Annotated in this window: 22 protein-coding genes; 10 read left to right on the top strand and 12 right to left on the bottom strand. The window is 66.3% G+C overall.

Translation table 11 applies throughout. The features are described 5' to 3' along the window. Window positions 1-25 precede the first annotated feature (25 nt). Both ACSQ12_RS16900 and ACSQ12_RS16895 read right to left on the bottom strand, forming a co-directional pair. Window positions 26-733 (bottom strand): DUF4397 domain-containing protein, encoded by a 708-nt coding sequence (locus tag ACSQ12_RS16900; protein WP_436066177.1) that lies wholly within the window; start codon window positions 731-733, stop codon window positions 26-28. Window positions 734-840: 107 nt separating this feature from the next. Further along, window positions 841-1,257, bottom strand: coding sequence for a PaaI family thioesterase (locus ACSQ12_RS16895; protein ID WP_043430976.1), 417 nt, complete (start codon window positions 1,255-1,257; stop codon window positions 841-843). Between the two features lie 184 nt (window positions 1,258-1,441). Between ACSQ12_RS16895 and paaZ the strand changes: the two genes are divergently transcribed. Then, window positions 1,442-3,553, top strand: a complete 2,112-nt coding sequence (gene paaZ, locus ACSQ12_RS16890) for a phenylacetic acid degradation bifunctional protein PaaZ (RefSeq protein WP_209742626.1) — start codon at window positions 1,442-1,444, stop codon at window positions 3,551-3,553. A gap of 252 nt (window positions 3,554-3,805) precedes the next feature. On the opposite strand, the gene ykgO is transcribed toward paaZ, so the two are convergent. After that, complete coding sequence (gene ykgO / locus ACSQ12_RS16885; RefSeq protein WP_011693081.1) at window positions 3,806-3,928, bottom strand: type B 50S ribosomal protein L36; 123 nt, start codon at window positions 3,926-3,928, stop codon at window positions 3,806-3,808. Beyond that, window positions 3,925-5,055, bottom strand: coding sequence for a GTP-binding protein (locus ACSQ12_RS16880; RefSeq protein WP_436066176.1), 1,131 nt, complete (start codon window positions 5,053-5,055; stop codon window positions 3,925-3,927). The genes ykgO and ACSQ12_RS16880 overlap by 4 nt, the downstream gene beginning before the upstream one ends. A gap of 221 nt (window positions 5,056-5,276) precedes the next feature. On the opposite strand from ACSQ12_RS16880, the gene ACSQ12_RS16875 reads away from it, so the two are divergent. Next, a complete protein-coding gene (locus ACSQ12_RS16875; protein ID WP_209742628.1) occupies window positions 5,277-5,684 on the top strand; it encodes a VOC family protein in 408 nt (135 codons plus the stop codon). 127 nt (window positions 5,685-5,811) lie between these two features. Then, window positions 5,812-6,183 (top strand): hypothetical protein, encoded by a 372-nt coding sequence (locus ACSQ12_RS16870; protein WP_436066175.1) that lies wholly within the window; start codon window positions 5,812-5,814, stop codon window positions 6,181-6,183. On the opposite strand, the gene ACSQ12_RS16865 is transcribed toward ACSQ12_RS16870, so the two are convergent. The 4 genes from ACSQ12_RS16865 to ACSQ12_RS16850 form a co-directional block, all read right to left on the bottom strand. Continuing rightward, a complete protein-coding gene (locus ACSQ12_RS16865) occupies window positions 6,175-7,026 on the bottom strand; it encodes a DUF427 domain-containing protein (RefSeq protein ID WP_436066174.1) in 852 nt (283 codons plus the stop codon). The two genes, ACSQ12_RS16870 and ACSQ12_RS16865, sit on opposite strands and share 9 nt — an antisense overlap. A 90-nt stretch (window positions 7,027-7,116) precedes the next feature. Then, complete coding sequence (locus ACSQ12_RS16860) at window positions 7,117-7,722, bottom strand: TetR/AcrR family transcriptional regulator (RefSeq protein WP_436066173.1); 606 nt, start codon at window positions 7,720-7,722, stop codon at window positions 7,117-7,119. Window positions 7,723-8,027: 305 nt separating this feature from the next. Further along, window positions 8,028-9,362 (bottom strand): phenylacetate--CoA ligase PaaK, encoded by a 1,335-nt coding sequence (paaK, locus tag ACSQ12_RS16855; RefSeq protein ID WP_436066172.1) that lies wholly within the window; start codon window positions 9,360-9,362, stop codon window positions 8,028-8,030. A 16-nt stretch (window positions 9,363-9,378) separates the two neighbouring features. Then, complete coding sequence (locus tag ACSQ12_RS16850; protein ID WP_436066171.1) at window positions 9,379-9,906, bottom strand: hotdog fold thioesterase; 528 nt, start codon at window positions 9,904-9,906, stop codon at window positions 9,379-9,381. A 211-nt stretch (window positions 9,907-10,117) separates the two neighbouring features. Between ACSQ12_RS16850 and ACSQ12_RS16845 the strand changes: the two genes are divergently transcribed. The 3 genes from ACSQ12_RS16845 to ACSQ12_RS16835 all read left to right on the top strand — a co-directional run bounded on the left by ACSQ12_RS16845 (window position 10,118) and on the right by ACSQ12_RS16835 (window position 11,818). Then, on the top strand, window positions 10,118-10,648 hold the full coding sequence (locus ACSQ12_RS16845; protein ID WP_436066170.1) for a flavodoxin domain-containing protein: 531 nt from the start codon (window positions 10,118-10,120) through the stop codon (window positions 10,646-10,648). A 96-nt stretch (window positions 10,649-10,744) separates the two neighbouring features. Next, the gene (locus tag ACSQ12_RS16840; protein ID WP_436066169.1) at window positions 10,745-11,437 is read left to right on the top strand and encodes a PAS and ANTAR domain-containing protein; all 693 of its coding nucleotides are present in this window, start codon (window positions 10,745-10,747) and stop codon (window positions 11,435-11,437) included. Between the two features lie 129 nt (window positions 11,438-11,566). Next, complete coding sequence (locus ACSQ12_RS16835) at window positions 11,567-11,818, top strand: hypothetical protein (protein ID WP_436066168.1); 252 nt, start codon at window positions 11,567-11,569, stop codon at window positions 11,816-11,818. Here the strand turns inward: ACSQ12_RS16835 and ACSQ12_RS16830 are convergent. Then, complete coding sequence (locus ACSQ12_RS16830; RefSeq protein ID WP_436066167.1) at window positions 11,794-13,101, bottom strand: multidrug effflux MFS transporter; 1,308 nt, start codon at window positions 13,099-13,101, stop codon at window positions 11,794-11,796. The genes ACSQ12_RS16835 and ACSQ12_RS16830 overlap by 25 nt on opposite strands. Before the next feature lie 133 nt (window positions 13,102-13,234). Between ACSQ12_RS16830 and ACSQ12_RS16825 the strand changes: the two genes are divergently transcribed. Together ACSQ12_RS16825 and pta are read left to right on the top strand one after the other, a co-directional pair. Further along, the gene (locus ACSQ12_RS16825) at window positions 13,235-14,158 is read left to right on the top strand and encodes a helix-turn-helix transcriptional regulator (RefSeq protein ID WP_436066166.1); all 924 of its coding nucleotides are present in this window, start codon (window positions 13,235-13,237) and stop codon (window positions 14,156-14,158) included. Window positions 14,159-14,206: 48 nt separating this feature from the next. Continuing rightward, window positions 14,207-16,318, top strand: coding sequence for a phosphate acetyltransferase (pta, locus tag ACSQ12_RS16820; RefSeq protein WP_436066165.1), 2,112 nt, complete (start codon window positions 14,207-14,209; stop codon window positions 16,316-16,318). Between the two features lie 34 nt (window positions 16,319-16,352). On the opposite strand, the gene ACSQ12_RS16815 is transcribed toward pta, so the two are convergent. Next, window positions 16,353-16,631: a hypothetical protein gene (locus ACSQ12_RS16815; RefSeq protein WP_436066164.1), complete on the bottom strand. Its 279-nt coding sequence runs from the start codon at window positions 16,629-16,631 to the stop codon at window positions 16,353-16,355. A 122-nt stretch (window positions 16,632-16,753) separates the two neighbouring features. Here ACSQ12_RS16815 and ACSQ12_RS16810 point away from each other — a divergent pair, with 122 nt between their 5' ends. Further along, window positions 16,754-17,914 (top strand): acetate kinase, encoded by a 1,161-nt coding sequence (locus tag ACSQ12_RS16810; protein ID WP_436066163.1) that lies wholly within the window; start codon window positions 16,754-16,756, stop codon window positions 17,912-17,914. Window positions 17,915-18,015: 101 nt separating this feature from the next. Here the strand turns inward: ACSQ12_RS16810 and ACSQ12_RS16805 are convergent, their stop codons facing one another. After that, window positions 18,016-19,218, bottom strand: coding sequence for an NAD(P)/FAD-dependent oxidoreductase (locus tag ACSQ12_RS16805; protein ID WP_436066162.1), 1,203 nt, complete (start codon window positions 19,216-19,218; stop codon window positions 18,016-18,018). Between the two features lie 4 nt (window positions 19,219-19,222). Beyond that, on the bottom strand, window positions 19,223-19,429 hold the full coding sequence (locus ACSQ12_RS16800) for a DUF2945 domain-containing protein (protein ID WP_436066161.1): 207 nt from the start codon (window positions 19,427-19,429) through the stop codon (window positions 19,223-19,225). A gap of 256 nt (window positions 19,430-19,685) precedes the next feature. Here ACSQ12_RS16800 and ACSQ12_RS16795 point away from each other — a divergent pair, with 256 nt between their 5' ends. Continuing rightward, complete coding sequence (locus tag ACSQ12_RS16795; protein WP_354298595.1) at window positions 19,686-19,994, top strand: cytoplasmic protein; 309 nt, start codon at window positions 19,686-19,688, stop codon at window positions 19,992-19,994. Window positions 19,995-20,110 lie beyond the last annotated feature (116 nt).

Raw genomic sequence — 20,110 nt, 5'->3', positions numbered from 1 at the left:
GCGCACGTCGTTCCTGCGGGCCGCCTCAGTGACGGCCGTGCCACCGGTCCTCGGAATCAACAACCTGGACAGCCACGGCCAGGGTGCCGTCGGCCAGGCTTCCCCAGGCGTAGACGATCGTGTTCTTGCCGCCCTCGACCGTGATGTCAGCCGGCCCGATCACGGGATCGGTGGTCCCGGCCGCGGCCACGGACGCCGAAATGGTTCCGGCTTTGAGCTTCAGGGTGGCCTCGTCCGGATTGCTGAGTCCCTCGATTACTGCCGATCCGCCGGCCAGGACGTCGACGGCGGGAGCTGCGGCTACGTGCCTGACCGTCAGCTTGCCCTTCTTGTCGTTGCGGGGAGCCTTGGTGTCGTTGGTGAAGAGCGTGGCCGTGGGGGCACCTTCGGCGTCAAGGTGGGCCACCGCGGTGTAGTTGCCGCCCTCGTCGAGTTCAACGTTCACCGGCCCGATCACCGGGTTGTCGGCACTGGTGGCGTCCGCGGCGGTGATGGCGATCTCGTAGTCGCCGGCATCCAGCTCCAGCGGGCCGGCCAAGGTTCCGGGAGTGAAGTCATCCAGGGTGAGTTTGCCGTCCACCCATACGTCCACGGTCAGGCCGGGCACGCCGTGCAGGACCGAGAGCTTGGCGGGGTCATCGTCGTGGTGCCAGCCGCCGGCCTGTGCCGGGGTCGCGAAGGCCAGTGCGGCCGCGAGCGACAGTGCTCCGGCGGCATACGTTGTTTTGCGCATTTCAAACTCCTCAGAGGGATGCCCGGTGACGGGCTGTGTTTGTGCTTACGCCCTTACTACCTGCGGGACGTCCTCTGTGGATGCAAACCCATGGATCTTTTTTGGCGTCAGTTTTTCCGGTCCATCAGAAGGTTGGTGATCCTTAGGGTGCACAGGCGCTGCCCGGCCTCGTTGGTGAGCAGGACCTCGTGCGTGGTCAGCGTTCCGCCCAGGTGGATGGGTGTGGCGGTGATGGTGATCTGGCCCTCGCGCGCCGACTTGTGGTGGGTGGCGGAGACGTCCACGCCCACGGCGGTCTTGCCCATGGTGCTGGCGTGGATCACCGCGGCCCAGGAGCCCACGGCCTCGCCCACGGCCAGTGAAGCACCGCCGTGCAGCAGCCCGAACGACTGCCGGTTGCCCTCCACCGGCATCGTGGCAACAACGCGTTCCACGGATTCCTCGACGATCTTCACGCCCATCTTCTCGTCGAGTTCCCCCAGCGTGATCTTCCACAGTTCGGCGCTGCCGGTTTCGGGCTGCATGGCCACTTCTCTTTCCTTAGGGTGCCGCGGACGGCTTGCTCGGGCGGGACCGGCATTGGAACCAGTCCGGCTTCTCTAGTGTGCAGCAAGGCACATTCATGTACTGTAGACATATTACCGAACGGACGGTCAGTAATGCACTGGCTGTGATGATCTTGCCCCGCGCTGGAAGGACCCGTCAACGATGACCACCACTGCAACTGCTCCGAAATCCTCGCTGGACACTGTGGAGACTGTTCCCAGTTTTGTCCGGGACGCCTGGTGGACCCCCGACGCCGAAGCGGCGGCTTCCGCCGTCCCCGTCCTGGATGCCAGCACCGGCGAGCTCCTCGCCAAGGTGAGCACCGAGGGACTGGACCTTGCCGACGTCGTGGATTACGGACGCACCACCGGCCAGAAGGAACTCGGCACGCTGACCTTCCACCAGCGCGCCCTCAAGCTCAAGGAACTGGCACAGTACCTCAACGCCCGCCGCGAGCACTTCTATGAGCTGTCCGCCCAGACCGGCGCCACCAAGATCGATTCCATGGTGGACATCGACGGCGGAATCGGCGTGCTCTTCACCTTCGGCTCCAAGGGCCGCCGCGAGCTGCCCAACTCCCAGGTGGTGGTGGATGGGCCCATGGAGGTGCTGTCCCGCGACGGTTCCTTCGCCGGCGAGCACATCTACACCCGCATCCCGGGCGTCGCCGTGCAGATCAACGCCTTCAACTTCCCGGTGTGGGGCATGCTGGAGAAATTCGCGCCCGCCTTCATCGCCGGTGTTCCCACCATCGTCAAGCCCGCAACTCCCACGGGCTACGTGGCCGCGGCCGTGGTCAAGGCCATGATCGAGTCCAACATCCTGCCCAAGGGTTCGCTGCAGCTCATCTCCGGCTCGGCCCGCACCATCCTGGACAACCTCGACTACCGCGACCTGGTGTCCTTCACCGGCTCCGCCTCCACGGCCAATTCCTTGAAGTCGCACCCGAACGTGGTGAACGGCGGCGTCCGCTTCACGTCGGAGACCGATTCGCTCAACGCCGCCATCCTGGGCCCGGACGCAGTCAAGGGCACCCCGGAGTTCGACGCCTTCATCAAGTCCGTGGTCACCGAAATGACCGTCAAGGCCGGCCAGAAGTGCACCTCCATCCGGCGCACCATTGTGCCGCAGGGCATGGTGTCCGACGTCGTCGCCGCCGTGGGTGCCCGGATCGAGGAACGCGTGGTGCTGGGTGATCCCCGTGCCGAGGGCGTCACCATGGGTGCGCTCGCTTCCCTTGAGCAGCTGGCCGATGTCCGCGCCGCTGTTCAGTCCATGCTCGACGCCGGCGGCGAGCTTGCGTACGGCACCCTGGATTCGCCGTCAGTCACCCGCGCCGACGGCGCCAAAGGCGTCGTCGAAGACGGTGCGTTCATGTCCCCGGTGTTGCTCAGCTGGGCGGATGCCGAGGCTGAGGAAGTTCACTCCCTGGAAGCCTTCGGCCCGGTGTCCTCGGTGATCGGCTACACCGACCTGGCCGACGCCGTGCGCCTCGCCGCCCGTGGCGGCGGCTCGCTGGTGGCTTCGGTGTGCACCAACGATCCCGAGGTTGCCCGCGAACTGGTCACCGGGATTGCCGCGCACCACGGCCGCGTCCTGATGCTCAACCGCGAGGACGCCCGCAGCTCCACCGGGCACGGTTCGCCGGTCCCGCATCTGGTCCACGGCGGTCCGGGACGTGCCGGCGGCGGTGAAGAACTGGGTGGTATCCGTTCGGTAATGCACCACATGCAGCGCACCGCCATACAGGGTTCACCCAACATGCTCACCGCCGTCACGGGCATCTGGCACACGGGCGCTGACCGTAACTTCACGCTCGAGACCGAAGGCCAGCACCCGTTCCGCAAGCACCTGAGCACGCTGCACATCGGCGACGCGATCCGCTCCGAGCTGCGCGAAGTGAGCCTGGAGGAGATCACCAAGTTCGCCAACTCGACGGGCGATACGTTCTACGCCCACACCAACCAGGAGGCTGCGGAGGCCAATCCGTTCTTCCCTGGCATCGTGGCGCACGGCTACCTGCTGCTGGCGTGGGGTGCCGGGCTGTTCGTGGAGCCTGCCCCGGGCCCCGTGCTGGCCAATTACGGCCTGGAGAGCCTGCGCTTCATCACCCCGGTGGCCGCGGGCGATTCCATCCGTGTCACCCTGACCGCCAAGAAGATCACTCCGCGCGAGACGGACGAGTACGGCGAAGTGGCCTGGGACGCGGTCCTCACCAACCAGAAGGACGAAATCGTAGCCACCTACGACGTCCTCACGCTCGTCGAAAAATAACCCTTCGGAACCCGAGCACGCCCGACGGCTCCCGACGGGCTCGACGGGCCCCGACGGGCTCGACGGGCTCGACGGGCTCGATCACCGATCCGGTGGTTGAGCCCGTCGAAACCCCACGCTCTCTCACTTCCTGCCGGATTTTCCCCAACGCTCTCTCACCTGTGTGGTGAGAGGGCGTTGGTGCATTGGGGGGGGCAGGATGTGGGAGGGGTGTCGAAATACGACGCCGGCAATGCCGGTCCATGGCGCCGGTTAGCCTTGGCGGGCCTTCATTCGTGGGTTCTTCTTATTGATAACGAAGGTGCGGCCGCGACGGCGGACGATCTGGGCTCCCGGTATTTTCTTCAGTGCCCGCAGCGAGTTCCGAACTTTCATGATGTGCTCCTTTGTGATGTTTCGGTTGGGTGGTTAAGGCCGAATGGATCAGGGAATGGGGCTGTGCCCGAGAGCATCTCCGCCTCTGACAGCTCGCACGCCGTAAGCAACGCGGCGACCTCTGCGGCGTCGGCCTCGTCGCCCGTGACGGCCAGGACGGTCCCGCGGTCGCCGAACTCCGGGTGCCAGTCGAGTGCGGAGTCGGGGCCGGTCTCCGGGGGCATGGACGGGCGGGATGTCCGGTCTGCCTGCCAGGGTCCGGTGTTTTCAAGCCACACGCGCGGGCCGATGCCCTCGATGGCGATCCGGCAATCGGGAGCTGATGCCATCCAGAGACGCCCACGGAGCCAGCAGCATCCCTCCGCAAGCGCCGCCAAGGCGTGCCGGAAGCGCTCAGGATGAAGGGGCCGCTCAATCCGCTGCACCACAGTGCTGAACGGTGAGCAAGACCGCGCAGGTACCCGCACCGAGCCGGGCCTGGTCCTGGCCGTTGCCTCCGACGGGTCATGCCGTCCCGGCCGGATGCCGCCGTCGCCAGTGGTCACCCTCGCGTGGGGGGCCAGTTCCCGGATGAGCTGCATGCCACGTTCCCGGGCATCAGGATCAACCGGCACCAGGGCGGGATCGGCCAGCAGGACCGTGTCGCTGAACGCGAGTTCCCCGATCAGGAATTCCCCCGGAGTCCGGTCATCGCTCGCAACCGGAGTGAAACCGGACTCGAACAAGGTGTGGTGGTCCCAGATCTGGTCTTCCACCGCATCGGGAGTGCAGGCAAGCACTGCCGAATCGACTGTGACTGATGCCCCGAGGCCTTTCAATAGTGCGTCCACGGCCGTCGCTGACGCCACGGCAGGCGGCAGGCCCAGAATGATGTGTGAGCCCTGCTCCAACAGTCCGCCCAGGGTGGGAACCACATGCAGGCGCACGGTGCAGCTGAGGCAGCCGTGCTCCAGTAGCGATTCGTCACGGTCAATCCGTGTGCCATCCCTGAAGATCCGGCGGATGACCAACCCGTCTTCGAGCAGGTCGTGGAAAACAACCAGGGCGCCGGGCGAATCCGCAGCCAGGGCGGCGCAGGCCTGTTGCCGGCAGAAGCCATCCAGGGAACTTACAACTGTCACATTCATGATTCGAGAGTATATGAGAATCATTCTCATTTGCAAAGGGGCATCAAACCCCGGCATCCGCGATTGCGTTCAGCGCATGGGGCAGAAGTGAGAGAGCGTCGGCCGTTTTGGGGGCAGAAGTGAGAGAGGGTCGGCCGTTTTGGGGGCAGAAGTGAGAGAGGGTTTCGTAAGATCTTTCTGGTCCGCCCCGGCGTAAGATTTTCAGCGTAGGAGGTGGCGAAATGTCCCTAGTACTCAACAAAGCCACAACAGTCCTGCCAGTCGATGATGTAGAGCGTGCCCGGCATTTTTATGCGGACACTTTGGGGCTCCCGCACCGGGGCGTGGCAGATGACGGAAGCGAATTGTTTGGCTCGGAGGGCGGCCCGATGCTGCAGCTGATGCCAGTCAAGGATGGTAAGCATTCAGAGCACACCACCCTGAGTTTCGAAGTCAGCGAGATCGAACGCACAGTCAGGGAAATGGAAGCCAAGGGCGTCGCATTCCAGGACTACGATCTCCCGGATCTCAAGACCGAGAACCACATTTGTACAACTGACTCCGAGAAGTGCGCGTGGTTCATGGACTCCGAGCACAACATCCTCTGCGTGCACGAGAACATCGGCGCAGTAGCGGATTACCAGCTTTGACCCGCAGGTCCTGGCACCCTGCCTGAGGAACAGCGCCCCGGTCCGTCGGGGCGCTGTTCTCCGTTAACTCTCCCTTACAGCCGACGCTTTCAGCCGCCCCTTTTCAGCAGACGCGAGGTGCCGCACCATGACTGACCCGCAGCCAGGGCAATCGCCCCCGGTCCCGACCCGCCGCAGGCTCGGGTGGCTGCCGCGGACCAGGATCGGCAAGGCGGCGGGGATCCTGGACCTGGTCGTGCTGGCTTTCCCGGCCTGGGTCTTGCCGTCCTGGTTTCTCATCTCGTACCTGGTTGGTGCGGGCGGCATGTTCGAGTCGCCCCGGGTGATTGCCGCGAATAGCCTCTTCCAGGTCCTGGTGGTGGCGGGCGTTCTGGTGGTCAACCTGATGGCGCTGCTCTTCAAGAAGGACCATGCGATCCTGCTCGGCCTGGCCGTCGTCCTGCTCTCCGCCGTGTTGGCCTATGCGGGCTGGTACACCGCCGTGCACTCGTCAGGGTGAGCCGGCCGGCGGCGTGGACCACGGCGTGACCGGCCGCTCCTGCCGGACGCCGTCCACGGTGATGTCCACGCGTTCGTTGAAGAAGCACACCAGCCCGTGGATCTGCGCGGCGTCGCGGAAGCGCTGGTCGTACATCCAGGCGACATTCCGGCCGTTCTCGGCAGGCGGGTAGCTCAGGTAACTTGCAGTGCCCTTGTAGGGGCACACCGTCTTCTTGTCGCCGGCCTCCATGAGGTCCAGCCGGACGTCCGCCGGCGGGATGTAGTAGCGCACCGGCAGCATGGTTTCGTACAGCAGCTGCGCACCGTTCGTGGCGGCCAGCGTGACGTCGTCGAGCCTTACCTCAACGGTGAGTGACGACGCCCGGACGTCCACGCGGTGGAACGGATCGCGGGGATGGCCGATGATCTCCTCGTCGTCCTCGAGCCAGTCGAAGGCGTTGAAATCCAGCACCACGTGTCCGGCGAGGTCCGGATCAGCCGGCCGGAAGGCCGCGCGGGGCAGCCTCGCGTCGGAGGTCACGACGTCGAACTCCTCGCCTGCCGCTGTGTGGCGCCCGAAACCGGTGCGCGGATCCAGCGACGGCGGGGCGTCCAGCATGATTTTTACCCCGTATTCGGGGACGTCGCCGGTCTCCTCTCCGGGCGGCGCCAGCTCGGCCCGGAGGTCCATTTCGGGGACGGCGAAGACGGGGGTGATGCGTTTGGGCTCCCACACCAGGAGTGCGTAGTTCGTGTCGACGACGGCGTTCCCGCCCGCCATGGCACGGACCCTTTTCGGGGTGGGCTGGTAGCGCAAATCGGGGAAAGTGCCGAAGATGACGTCTGATAACTTCGTGGCCATGAGTACAGGGTGAGCGCCACTTATCGCGCCGTCAATGACCACCCCGGCAGCTGTCCGGCGGCGGCGGGGAAGGTGTGGGGAAGAACGGGGTCAGCGTGACGCGTGGAGCCCGTTGAACGCCATTGTGATGACGTCGTCGGCCAGCTTTTCGGGGGACAGTGATCCGCCGGGCTTGTACCATTCGACGATCGAGTTGATGGTGCCGAAGAGGAGCCGGGTGACCGTGCGGGGATCGATGTCCTCGCGCAGGGAGCCTTCGTCGCGGGCGGCGGAGATGAGGGCAGCCACCTTGTGGTCGAAGGTGCGGCGACGTTCCATGGCGTCGCGCTCAATGTCCGTGTTGCCGCGCAGGCGCAGCAGCAGGGTGACGAACGGAAGCCGTTCCACCAGCACGGAGATCGTCTGGCGGAGCACGAACTCCAGCCGCGCCTCGGCACTCCCGGACTGGGCCTGCGGCTGCTCCAGGATGCCCTCGAGACCGCCCAGCGCCTCTTCCAGGGCGAGCTTGAGGAGGTCGCCCTTGGACGGTACGTGGTGGTAGATGGCGGACTTGGAAATTCCCAGGTTTTCGGCGAGGATGCCCATGGATGTGGCATCGTAGCCGTGCCGGTTGAAGACCTCGACGGCGATCTGCAGCACCGACTGCTGGTCGTATCCCGGGCGGCCGCGCTTAGTGGGTGCATCAGTTGGAGACATACCGGCTATTTTCTCATGAACGTTCGGTCAATAGGCGTATCCGGTGTCATGTATCCGAAATCCCTTGCCTGCCCGGGGCCCGGGTGCTAGAAAACTTGTAGGAGTACCCACCGGAGCGGGGACCGGTACGCACCCTCAAACAACTTCATAGACCGGGACGGGATCAGGCACATCGGGCTGCCCGGCTGGCGGTTAGCCATCGGCACGTCACAGCGCTGTCGCGCATTGGCAGCAGTGCACTGAATGCCTCCCGTAAAAGGATGGTCCCCGGCTGCAGCAGCCGGGGACCATTCCCACGTTGGAAGCTACGCCTTCGGGCGCAGATCGTAGATCCGGCGGAGCTTGCCGTTTGAGCGCTCCAGGGAGCCGGGCTCCACGACGCTGACGGTGCAGGAGGACCCGACGTGGATCTTGATCTGCTGCTGCAGGACCTTGGCGGCCGAGGCGACACCCTCAACTGTCACGGATTCCCGGCGTTCGATCTTCACCGTGAGCTGGTCCATACGCTGGCCTTCGGGGCGGGTGAGCTCCAGCTGGAAGTGCGGACTCAGCTCGGGGATGCGGAGCGCGATTTCCTCGATCTGCGACGGGAACAGGTTCACGCCGCGCAGGATGATCATGTCGTCGCTGCGGCCGGTGATGCGGCCCATGCGGCGGTGGGCGGGGCGGGCGGTGCCGGGCAGCAGGCGGGTGAGGTCCTTGGTGCGGTACCGGATGATGGGCAGCGCTTCCTTGGTGAGCGAGGTGAACACCAGTTCGCCGTGTTCGCCGTCGCCCAGCACCTTCGTGGGGTCGAACGCGTCAATGATCTCGGGGCGGAAGTGGTCCTCCCAGATGTGGCTGCCGTCCTGGGTTTCCACGGCTTCGCCGGCCACGCCGGGGCCCATGACCTCGGAGAGCCCGTAGATGTCACAGGCCTTGATGTTCATGGTCACTTCGAGCTCGTGGCGCATCTCCTCGGTCCACGGCTCGGCACCCAGCACGGCGTACTTGAGCGAGGTGGAAGCCGGGTCGATGCCTTGCTTCATCATGGCGTCGGCGATGGTCAGCAGATAGGTGGGGGTGGCCAGGATAGCGTCGGGCTTGAAGTCCTGGATCAGTGTGATCTGGCGTTCGGTCTGGCCGCCCGAGATCGGGATGACAGTGCAGCCGAGTGCCTCGGCGCCGGCGTGGGCGCCCATGCCGCCTGTGAACAGGCCGTAGCCGTAGGCGTTGTGGACCTTCATGCCGGGGCGGACGCCGGAGGCGCGCAGCGAGCGGGCCACGAGCTTGGCCCAGTCGGCGAGGTCCTTCTTGGTGTAGCCCACGACGGTGGCGCGGCCGGTGGTGCCGGAGCTCGCGTGGATGCGGGCCACCTCGTGCTGCGGCACGGCGAACATGCCGAAGGGGTACTCCAGGCGCAGGTCCTCCTTGGTGGTGAAGGGGAACTTGTCCAGGTCGGAGAGCTCGCGGAGGTCTGTGGGGTGGACGCCGGCCTCGTCGAACTTGCGCTTGTACAGCGGAACGCGGTCATAGGCGTAGGCGACCGTGTGCTGGAGGCGGCTCAGCTGCAGTGCCTCCAGCTCGTCGCGGGATATGGTTTCTTCGCGGTCCAGCACGGCGTCGGTGGCGGCTGCTGGTTCAGTGGCGTGGAGGGTCATCTGGGGGTCCCTGTTTCTATTTCTTGGAGATGGTGCGGCAGCGGCCGCGGAACTCGGCGATGAGCTCGCCCGGGGTTTCATCTGGGCCGGCACCGGCGGATGGTCCCGCCGGTGAACCGGTGTGGCTGCCTGCGTGGCCGCCTGTGTAGTCGCCTGCGGCGGGGTGGGGATCTGCGGCGAAGATCTGGACGTCGTAAAGACCGCTGCGGCCGGCATGGGCGCGGCGGTTTGCGACGGCGGTGATCACCTGGCCGGTGAAGGCCGGCTTGAGGAAATTGATGTCGACGCCGGAGGCAACGGTGATCGTGTCAGTGCCGGATTGCGGGTCTGCCGGGTTGCAGGCCAGGGCGAATGCGGTATCGCCGAAGGCGAAGATCATTCCGCCGTGGGCCATGCCGAAGCCGTTGAGCATTTCCTGCCGGAGCGTCATGCGGATGGTGGCGTGACCGTCGTCCACTTTAAGGACTTCGATGCCCATCCATTCGGAGGCATAGTCGTTTTCGAGGATGGGGTGGGTAGCCCCGGAGAGTGTTGCTTCAGCCATGCGTCATTGCCTCCAGCTTTATTTACCGAATGTTCATTAGGTAATCCCATTTTGGGGCATCCTGTCAAGAGCCGGCGCTGATCTAGGCCCTGATGCCGGGGCCGGGGTGGGGCCGGAAGCCCCTATCTGCATGCCGCCGCCAGCGGCGATCATGAAACGACACCAGTTGCTGCTTCGACGCTGCTGCGTGGACGCTGAGAGGGGAACTCCGATGAAAGTGCTTGTGGGGTACGCGAGCCGGCATGGCGCAACTGCCGGCATAGCCGAGCGGATTGCTGCGGGCCTGGGGACTGCCGGACTGGACGCCGAGGCCCGCTCGGTGAGCCAGTACTTCGATGCCGCCCCGTACGACGCCTTCGTGATCGGCGGGGCAACGTACATGGCCCATGTCATGAAGGATGTCACTGCCTTCATCAAGACCCATGAGGTCCTCTTGTCGGAACGGCCGGTCTGGCTGTTCAGCAGCGGACCGCTGGGCACTGACCGCGTTGACGCGGAGGGCCGCGATGTCCTTGAGTCCACCAGGCCCAAGGAGTTTGAGAAGCTGTCCGGGCTTGTGCACGCCCGCGGGGAGCAGGTGTTTTTCGGTGCCCTGGATCCGGAGGCGCCGCCCGTCGGGGTGGCTGAGAAGCTGATGAAGCTCGTGCCGGCCGCCAAAGATGCGTTGCCCGCCGGGGATTTCCGTGACTGGGACGCGGTAGACGCCTGGACGGCGGAGATCGCGGCAGCCCTCAAGTCCTGACGGCGGCCCGCATCGATAGCCCTCCCGGCGGTCCCGCATCCCCGTGCATCAGGGTACGATCAGAGCCGGGGGAAGCCGACCCAGGACAGGGGCCCAATGGATGGATTTTTGGGGCGGGCGGAGACGTATTCCAGTGCATTGGGAGCGTCGGCATTGCTGGCCGGAACGTTTGTTTTTGATGTACAGGCCGGGACCATGGAGTGGTCGGACGAGCTTTACGCAATCCACGGCTACCGGCGCGGGGACGTTGTCCCGACCCTGAAGCTGTTGCTGGCGCATAAACACCCTGAGGACCTGGCGCGGATCCAGGAGATCAGCGCTGAGGTCTATGCCCACGGAGGCCATGTCGCCGTCTACCACCGCGTGATCGATGCCGCGTTGCGCGAGCGCAAGGTGCTGACGGCGGGGGAGGCGGTCTTGGACGACGCCGGGAAGGTGTCCACTATTTCGGGAGTCATGCTTGACCTGACGTCGACGATCCACCGGGAAACGGAATTGGCCGCGCGTGAGGCTGTCCGCGGCGCGCTGGGTACGCGGAGCACCATCACAAAGGCCGAAGGCATCCTCATGGGGCGGCTGGGCATCGGATCGTCCGAGGCCTTCAAGTTGCTGACCGCCTACAGCAACAAGAGGAACATCAAGCTCGCCGGCATCGCGTGCGGCCTCGTGGCCCTTGCTGACAACCCTGCAGACGCGGACGCGCTGGGTCGCTTTATCCACGAGCTGGTCCAGGCCAACCACCGGCGCCTGGACCCCCAGCCACGCCGGCGCCCCCGCCCGCACTGCTGACCGGGCCCGCACTGCTGACCGGTTCGGCCGCAAGAGCCATCTGCCAAAAAACGGACCCATCCTTCTGAACCACCGTTCCGAACCTCTACCGGGGAAATGTTGAATCTCTGGAACCGGGGAGGTACGGGTATGCGGGAAGATGATCAGCGGGCGCTCACTGCCACGGTGATCCATGAACTGGCGATCGATCCTTTTACGCTCTGGCTGCACTACCTGAGCATCGGCGGGAACCTCGATTATCAACCCGTCCTGGCCTACATCGAGGGCCGTGGGCCGCTGCCGGTCAAGGAACGCGACATGGTTTCCGCCGCAGTGAACGATTTTGCGCTGGAGCCGCTGTGGCGGCCGCGGGCACCCTATTCGGATTCGGAAACCGCCTGACCCCCGCGGCGCTGCCCGGAAGTCAGGAACCCTTCGCCTCCGCCAGCAGGGTTTCGACGGCGGCGGAGCAGTCCCAGGCAGAGCGCAGCCGCCGCTGCGGCAGCGGCGGCGACTATGCCGAACGGCACCGGGTCGCTGGCGCCCCCGATGCCCACCAGGGGAGCGGCCAGGCCGCCGAATGCGAACCGCGCCAGGCCCAGGAGCGACGAGGCCGTACCGGCGATGTCCGGGTACCCCTTGAGCGCGAGCGAGGTGGCCGGCGGGCTGGTGACGGCCACGCCGCTGACCATGGTGAACAGGGACAGGATGATGGCGATCAGGGGCAGGTGTAGGAGCGCGGTCGCCAGCAGGCCCAGCGCACCGGCGAGGGTCATGGCCAGGCCCGCGGCAAGGGTTCCCCGCTCGGACCAGTGCTCGGCCAGGCGGCCGGCGATGAACCCGAAGATCACGAAGCCCAGGGAGTTGAGCCCGAACGCGAACGAGTAGCCCTGCGGGGAGAGGCCGTACATGCCTTGCAGGATGTAGGTTGCCCCGCTGAGGTAGGCGAAGATCGCGGAGTAGGAAAAGCCGGTGATCAGGACCGCTCCCACGAACATCGGGTCGGCCAGGAGCCGGCGGAAGTCGTTGAACGTGTGGGAGAGGCCTCCCGTGGTGCGCCGGCCTTCCGGCAGCGTCTCGCGGAAGATCATCAGGCACGCCACGAGGATGGCCACGCCCACTGCCGCGAGGAACAGGAAGACTCCGCGCCAGTCCGTGACTGCTGCAAGCTGGCCGCCGATCACGGGGCCGATGATGGCGGCCAGTCCGCCCAGTACGGTGAGCCGGCCGTAGTACCGGATCAGCTTCCCGCCCGAGTACACGTCCCGGCCGGCCGCCTGGGCGATGACGATGCCCACGGCGCCGGCGAGGCCCTGGACGAACCTGGCGGCGATGAGGGTTTCGACGGTGGGGCTGAGCGCGCACAGGACGGATGTGAGGGTGTAGGCGATCACGCCGATGAGCAGCGGCGGCCGGCGGCCGAAACGGTCCGAGAGCGGGCCGGCAACCACTTGGCCGATGGCCAGGCCGAGCAGGCAGGCCGAGATGGTCAGCTGCGCCACGGATGTTGTGCTGTTGAGCTCGGCGGTGAGGGCCGGCAGGACGGGAAGATAAAGGTCCATGGAGATCGGACCGAAGATCGTCAGCAGGCCAAGGACCACCGCCAGCGGCCGGCCGACGGCTTGTATTGGCGCGGGAGCAGGCCCGGGTGCGGTGGCGTGCTCAGGGGTGCCGGTGGCTGTCATGCTGGCTCCGTTCCAGAGGTGATGCGAGTTGGTTTCCAAGTCAACCGGGCCGCGCCGTTCCTAGCGACGGCTCTCCTTATCCGGGTTCTGGCAGTACCTCCCTCAGCCGTCTGCCCCGGTGTAGCGTGAACGGGTGGATAACAGGATGGCGGTGCGGGAATTCCTCGCCTCAAGACGCGCCAAGATCACCCCCGAAATGGCCGGACTGACACTTTATGGCGGACGACGGCGGGTCCCCGGCTTGCGCCGCGAAGAGGTCGCCATGCTGGCGGGGGTCAGTGTGGATTACTACACGAAGCTGGAGCGCGGAAACCTGTCCGGCACCTCCGACAGTGTGCTTGACGCCATCGCCAGGGCACTGAAACTGGACGAGGCCGAACGGGACCACCTCTACAACCTTGCGCGTGCGGCCAGCCCTTCCGGCAGGAGCAAACCACGTCCCCTCCAGAGCGGGAACGTCCGGCCCGCCCTCCAGTTCATGCTGGACGCCATCACCGGGGCGCCGGCCTTCATCGGCAACCAGCACATGGACATCGTGGCCGCCAACCAGCTCGGGTACGCCCTGTATTCGGAGATGTACCGCGGACCCGCCCGGCCGGCCAACCACTCTCGTTTCATCTTCCTCGACCCCAGGGCCCGGGACTTCTACCCCAACTGGGAACTCGCAGCCAACACCAACGTGGCAATCCTGCGCACCAACAGCGGCCAGAACCCCTTCGACAAACGCCTGGCGGACCTCGTCGGTGAACTGTCCACGCGCAGCGAGGAATTCCGGACCCGCTGGGCTGCCCACAACGTGCGCCGCCATTACGCCGGCACCAAGGTGTTCCACCACCCGGTGGTGGGGGAACTCGAGCTCACTTACGAAGCCATGGATCTCGCCGAGGACACGGGCTTCCGGCTCACGGTCTATCCGGCCGTGCCCGGATCGCCCTCGGATGAACGGCTGCGGCTGCTCGCCAGCTGGGCCGCTACCGAGCGAATCACCGAACTGGCCCTCGGGACATCCCCGGCCCCGCCCCCGCAAGCCTCGTGGAGAAACCCGGCCAACAAGTGAAAGTATGGAGGGACGGAGCACCACCACGTCACTACCTAAGGGCGGATCATGGCCAAGGGGATTTACGTCAGCGCGACCACACCGGGATCCGGTAAGTCGCTCATAGCGCTGGGGCTTGCGGACACGCTGCACCGGCATGCGGACCGCATCGGCTTCTTCAAGCCTGTGGTCCACGGCCCCGACGCCGCTTCGGACCCCATGGTGGCGCTGATGAAGTCCCGCTTCGATCTCGACGACGACCGCTGCCGCGGCGGCCTGACGTATGCCGAGGTCCGCGCCCTGCTGGCCGAGGGAAACCGGGCGGAGATCGACGCCCGCTGCGTGGAGATCTTCGCCGAAATGTCACGGCACTGCGATGTGGTGATCGTGGAGGGCACCGACCTCACCGGCCAGGACGCCGCCGTCGAATTCGACCTGAACGCACGCCTCGCGAACAACCTGGCCGCCTCCGTCGTGGCGGTTGTCGGCGCGAAGGGGCGGACCATCGAGGAGGCGGCTGACGCCGTCGAGGTTGCCCGCAAGGAACTGGCGGCGGAACGCTGCAGCCTGCTGGCCATCATGGTGAACCGCGCGGACCCGGAGGACGTGGACGGGATCGTCGCGGCCGTGAAGCCCGGCGTCTCCGGCCGGCCGGTGTATGTTTTCCCGGAGCTGGAGGACATTGCCCGGCCCACCACGGGCGAGGTGGCCGCGGCCCTGGGAATCCGCCAGGTGGCTGGCCGGCAGGACATGGAACGCGACGTCCACTCCATCAAGGTGGCGGCCATGAGCGTGGCCAACTTCCTGCACGTGCTCGACGACGGCGCGCTGGTGATCGTGCCGGGTGACCGCGCGGACGTGATGGTTGCGTGCCTGGCGTCGTCGTTCTCGCCGGAGTTCCCGGTGCCGTCCGCGCTGATCCTCACCGGCGGCCTGGCCCCGGAGCCCAACATCTACTCGCTGCTGGCGCAGGCGCCGTTCCCCGTGTTCGCCAGCCCGGACGACACCTACACCACCGCCAAGCGTGTGTCCGAGGTCCGCAGCGAAATCTGGTCCGGGCACCGCCGCAAGGTGGCCTCCGCCGTCGGGCTGTGGGCCAGGCGCGTGGACGAGGCGGAGCTGGTGGAACGCCTGCACCTGCCGCGGCTGGAGCGGATGACGCCGCTGCGGTTCCTGCACGACCTGATTGAACGGGCCAGGCTGCAGCGCCGGCATATCGTGCTGCCCGAGGGCAACGACGTGCGGATCCTGCGGGCCGCGGAGATCCTGCACCGGCGGGACGTCTGCGACCTCACCATCCTGGGCAACGAATCGGACGTCCGGGAGCTGGCATCCACCCAGGGCATCGACCTCTCCGGCATGACCATCGTGGATCCCGCCACGTCCGGGCTGCGCCAGCAGTTTGCCGAGAAGTACGCGGAGCTGCGGGCGCACAAGGGCGTGGACCTGGCCCGGGCCCTGGAGGTCATGCTGGACGGCAGCTACTTCGGCACCATGATGGTGCAGCTGGGCGTGGTGGACGGCATGGTGTCCGGTGCCGCACACACCACCGCCCACACCATCCGCCCGGCGCTGGAGTTCGTGAAGACCCGCGACGGCGTGAAGATCGTCTCCTCAGTGTTCCTGATGCTGATGCCGGACCGGGTGCTGGTGTACGGCGACTGCGCGGTCAACCCGGACCCCAACGCGGAGCAGCTGGCGGACATCGCGCTGGCGTCGGCCGAGACCGCCACGCAGTTCGGTGTGGAGCCGCGCGTGGCCATGCTGTCCTACTCCACCGGCGGATCCGGCACCGGCGAAGCCGTGGACAAAGTCCGGCAGGCCACCGAACTGGTCAAGGGGCGCCGCCCGGACCTCGCCGTCGAAGGCCCCATCCAGTACGACGCCGCCGTGGACGCCGCGATCGCGCAGTCCAAGATGCCCGGCTCGTCCGTGGCCGGGCAGGCCACCGTGTTCATCTTCCCGGACCTCAACACCGGCAACAACACCTACAAAGCGGTGCAGCAGTCCTCGGGTGCGGTCGCCGTCGGGCCTGTCCTGCAGGGGCTCCGTAAGCCGGTGAACGACCTCTCCCGCGGCTGCACGGTGGAGGACATCGTGAACACGGTGGCCATCACAGCGGTGCAGGCGCAGTCCGTGGCGCCGGCCGCAGAGCCGGCAGCCACGGCCGCGCACGCGTAGCTAGCTGTTCTCCGGCTCTAGCTGTTCTCCGGCCCTAGCTGTTCTCCGGCTCTGCCGGGCTGTCCGGGTCTTCCTGCTTGGCCGGTTCATCGGCCAGGCCCTCAGGGGTGAGGTCCAGGTCCTCCACGTTCTCGGGCGGCTCGGGGGAGTCGCCCACCTCGGCGGCCTTGACGTTCCCCGTGTCGTCCAGGGCGGGGTTGGCGCCTTCGACGCCGGTGGGATCCGGCTTCTTCGCCCCGGTGTCCGGCGCGGTGGTGTCCGGCGCGGTGTTCTCCGCCGCAGTGGTGTCCGGTTCGCTGGCGTTGTCAGTCATGGAAGGCCCTCCTTGCGTAGTCCAATTTGTCCGCCGACTCTAAGCGCCCGCAGAACCTTTCGCAATGGCGCTACGATCGAACTTCCACCGACCACCGCAGCAGTCCAGGCTTAGGAGGCCCAGTGCTCGTCCTCGTCATCAACTCCGGTTCGTCCTCGCTCAAGTACCAGGTGCGGGATGTCGCATCGCACAGCGTCCTTACCGAGGGACTGATCGAAAAGATCGGCATGGGCAACGGCGGTGAAGGTGACGGCGAGATCGAGGGCCCGCGGGACCACGCCGAGGCACTGGAGCAGGTGGATGCAGCCATCCACGAGGTGCTGGGCGACCGGACGCTGGATGCCGTGGGACACCGCGTGGTGCACGGCGGCGAGCGCTTCGGCGAGCCGGTGCTGATCGACAACGAGATCACCCGCGCCATCGAGCGGCTCAACCCGCTGGCGCCCCTCCACAACCCCGCTAACGTGCTGGGCATTCGCGCCATCGCCAGGAAATGGCCGGACATGCCGCAGGTTGCCGTGTTCGACACCGCCTTCCACCGCACCCTGCCCGAGCACGCCTGGCGCTACGCGGTGCCGGACTCGCTGTACACCAACCACGGAATCCGCCGCTACGGCTTCCACGGCACCTCGCACGAGTACGTCTCGCACCAGGCGGCGGCGCTGCTGGACCTTCCGGTGGACGAGTTCGACGGCGTAATCGCCCACCTGGGGAACGGCGCCTCCGTCACGGCCATCCGTGGCGGAAAGTCCGTGGACACGTCCATGGGCTTCACCCCGCTGGAGGGCCTGGTGATGGGCACGCGCTCGGGCGACCTCGACCCCTCCATCCTGGTGTTCCTGGGCCGCGCCGGCTGGTCCACCGAGGACATCGACTCGCTGCTGAACCGCGAATCCGGGCTCAAGGGCCTCGCCGGGAACAACGACATGCGTTCCGTGGTGGAAGCCTCCGAAGCCGGCGATGCCCGTGCAACCACGGCGCTCGCCGTCGCGTCCTACCGGCTGGCCAAGTACATCGGCGGGTACCACGTGGCCGTGGGCGGCGCGAAGGCCCTGGTGTTCACCGCCGGCATCGGCGAAAACTCGCACCAGTTCCGCGCGCTGGTGGCGGACAAGCTGGGGGCGCTGGGCATAGAGCTCGACGCCGGGCTGAACAGCCAGCGGTCCAAGGAACCGCGCGTGATTTCCACCGGAGAGTCGCTGATCCCCGTCCTGGTGGTGCCTACCGACGAGGAGCGTGCCATCGCGGAGGCGACCGCCGCCGTCGTGCATTCCGCGTCCTGACCCGGACGCTCTCTCACTTGTGGCCGCTTTTCCCGGGACGCTCTCTCACTTGTGGCCGCTTTTCCCGGGACGCTCTCTCACTTGTGGCAAATCGTTCCTGCTCAGGCCCGGCCCTTCAGGATGAGGTTCCAGTAGACCTGCGGGAAGACGTCGCGGTCCACCACCCAGGAAGCCCGGCTTTCTTTCCATGTGGGGACACGCGGGATGGTGGGCATCGGCTGGTACTGGTCGTCGAATTCCGCGAAGACCACGGTTGACCGGGAGGCGGTGAACGGGCACACCGCGTAGCCGTTGTACTTCTCCTTCAGCGGTTTGCCTTTGCGGGCCGACACCAGGTTCTTGGCCAGAACTTTGGTCTGCTTGCGCAATGCGCCGCCGCACTTCGAGTTGGTGGTGCCGGCGGCATCGCCCAGCGACCAGACATTCGGGTAGCGGACATGCTGCAGTGTCTCCGGGTCCACCTCCACGAAGCCGCCGGCGTCGCCGGGCGCGGGCAAGTCGGTGCGCTTGAGCCAGTCCGGCGCCGACTGCGGCGGGACCGCATTCAGGACGTCGTATCTGAGTTCCTCGGTGCCGCCGTCGGAGTTGTTCCGGATGTGCGCCGTCCGGGCCGCCGGGTCCACGGAGACCAGTTCGCTGTTGAGCCGCAGCTCAATGCCGTATTCGGCCACCTTCCGGTCCAGCTCCTCATCAACGCCCGGCACGCCGAATACGCTGGGGTAGGGCTGGACCATCACCACGCGGATGTCGTCCAGGACCCCCTGCTCCCGCCAGTAGTCGCAGGCCAGGTACATGGGTTTTTGCGCGGCACCTCCGCATTTGATGGGCCCGGCCGGCATGGTGAATACTGCGGTGCCGGATTTCAAGGTGCTGAGCAGGGTCCAGGCCTTCGGCGCCAGCTCGAACTCGTAGTGGGAAGCGCCCTGCGGCGAGTGGACTGCCTCGGCCAGCCCGGGAATCCGGTCCCAGTCCAGTTGGAGGCCGGGGCAGACAACCAGCTGCCCGTAGGTGATCTTGCGGCCGGAGGCCAGCGTGACGGCGTTCGCGGCGGCGTCGATGCCGGCGGCGGCGTCGTGCAGCCAGGTCACTCCCCGCGGCATGACGGAAGCCTGCGGCCGGATGGCTTCGGAGGCCGTGGCCCGGCCGCCGGCGATGTGGGAGAACAGCGGCTGGTAAAGGTGGTGGTCTTTGGGTTCCGCCACGGCAACGTCCTTGACGCCGTAACGGTGCAGGCGCGCCGCCAGGGAGATTCCGGCGTTTCCGCCGCCGATGATCAGGACGTCGTGGTGTTCGCGGGCGGGCACGGCCCTAGCCTTTCTCGGTCAGGGCGGACGCCTTGTGGGCCGCGCGTGCACCGGTCTTGGCGGACTCCACCACGTACTGGGGCTCCTCTTCGCTGGCCCGGTGCTTGTTTCCGTCCAGCTCGAAGTCGCTGGTCTTCTTCTCCACGATCTTCCCGTGGGTGGGCCCCTGGGACGTGTTCCACTCCACGGACGTTCCCTTGCGTAGCGCCATATTTGCTCCTTCAGTTGAACCCGGACCCAGCTGAACCTCGGCCAATTGAACCCGGACCGTTGAACCCGGACTGTTGAACCCTCGGATGGAAACGGGGTGCACCCAATAGTAAGCATGATTAGTTTCCTGGGGTCGCCGGCGGTGGTCACGGGCTGGGGCAACCGGGGACCCCAGGCCTCTGGTCTGAGCAGTTGCGCAGGCGTACAGTCCCTGCATGGCGAACGATCCTGTTGACACGAATCCGGAGAATTACCGGGTGGCTTTCGAAAACGAGCGGGTCCGCGTGCTCGAGTACACGGACGTGCCCGGGCATAAGACCACGGAGCACAGCCATCCCGACAGCGTGATGATTACGCTTAGTGCTTTCCGCCGTCGTATTTCCTCAAACGGTAATTCCGTGGAAGTGGAACTGCCGCCCGGGGCGGTCCGCTGGCTGCCCGCGCAGGATCATTCCGGAGAAAACATCGGGGAAACCGAAACTCACACGTTTTTTGTTGAGCTCAAGGGTGCTGCCCGGCCCGCGGACAGTCAGGCTCCCCAACCGCTCGGACCCGGCGGTTCATAGACCTTGCCGTTCAGTGCGATCCCCTGGGATCTTCCGGACCGGGACAGTCCGGTTTGCGGGTTGAGGTAGCTGGGTGGCCGCACCCCGCAGAGCAGGCGAATGCAGGAGGGTACGCT

It is taken from the genome of Arthrobacter sp. LjRoot14 (genome assembly GCF_964253905.1).
GTDB lineage: Bacteria > Actinomycetota > Actinomycetes > Actinomycetales > Micrococcaceae > Arthrobacter.
The sequence above is the reverse complement of the archived record's forward strand: the minus strand, read 5'-3'. Positions and strand labels throughout refer to the sequence as shown.